The sequence below is a fragment of the Rothia sp. 27098_8_161 genome (assembly GCF_041432905.1).
Classification (GTDB): Bacteria; Actinomycetota; Actinomycetes; order Actinomycetales; family Micrococcaceae; genus Rothia.
Map to the genome: position 1 here is coordinate 1 of NZ_JAPWAL010000074.1, position 646 is coordinate 646.

The 646-nt window shown below is 59.4% G+C and carries 1 protein-coding gene; it reads right to left on the reverse strand.

Annotated elements, in window-relative coordinates:
- Positions 1 to 646: AI-2E family transporter (locus O3648_RS08470; RefSeq protein WP_371569613.1), on the reverse strand; the 646-nt coding region annotated here is incomplete at both ends.

The window sequence follows — 646 nt, forward strand, 5'->3', positions numbered from 1 at the left end:
CACGATTCGCCAGGTAACGCACCACCGTGTTGACCACAGACAGAGTCGGCACAGCGAACAGAGCACCCACCGCACCAAAAATAATGGAGCCACCAGCCACCGAGAAAATAACCGCCAGCGGGTGCAAGGAGACAGCCTTACCCATAATGAGCGGCTGCAGAATGTGGGATTCGAGCTGCTGAACCAGCAGAACAATACCGAGCATAATCAGCGCCTGCACCGGGCCCAGAGCAACCAGCGCCAGCAGCACAGCCACAGCACCGGAAATGAGAGCACCAATCACCGGAACGAAGGAGCCGAGGAAGACCAGTACACCCAGCGGGATAGCCAGCGGAACACCCAGGATTGCGGCACCAACACCGATGCCGATAGCGTCGATAGCCGCCACCAGAATCTGAACGCGCACGTAGGCACCCAGGGACTTCCAACCCGCACGACCCGCACCGTTGACAGCGGCACGCGCATCCTTCGGGAAGAGGCGGGTCACGAACAGCCAGATACGCTCGCCCTCCATCAGGAAGAAGACCAGGGTAAACAGGGTCAGCAGGGTACCGGTCGCAACCTCAGCGGCGGTCGAGCCCACCTGGGATACACCGTGCAACACAGAACTGGGATTATTGCTGACGGCATTTTCTGCCTGATTCAA